The 392-nt window shown below is 45.9% G+C and carries 1 protein-coding gene; it reads left to right on the forward strand.

The genetic code is table 11. From position 1 onward, the window contains the following. Positions 1-128: 128 nt before the first annotated feature. Positions 129-392 (forward strand): SDR family NAD(P)-dependent oxidoreductase (locus A3761_RS24960; protein WP_156492119.1); only part of this gene is annotated, 264 nt, incomplete at its 3' end.

A 392-nucleotide genomic window follows, 5' to 3' on the forward strand; every position in this document is an offset into this window, starting at 1 on the left:
TAGTAATGCCAATCTACCGGTTTATGCAATAGAAGGGAACTACCCAAGATACTCTGTATCGATGAGGATGCCTTCGCGCCGGAAGCTTCGATGACTAATAAAAAACAAGGATCAGAGGCAGCACACTAATGAATCAAAAAACAATTTATATCACCGGTGCAGCGAGTGGCATTGGCCAGGAAATCGCACGGCGCTACGCAAAAAATGGTGCCAACCTGGCACTATTCGACCTTAATTTTGATGAGCAGGCAAAATCGCTTATTGAGGATCTAAGGCATAACTCCAGTCAGGGTATTGCCTATTACGAAGCCGATGTGACAGACCTGGATGGCCTGCTTAAAGTAGTTTCAGAAGCGGCGTGTCATGTGGGATTACCAACGATAGCCTTGCAT

The sequence above is a fragment of the Oleiphilus sp. HI0123 genome (genome assembly GCF_001635315.1).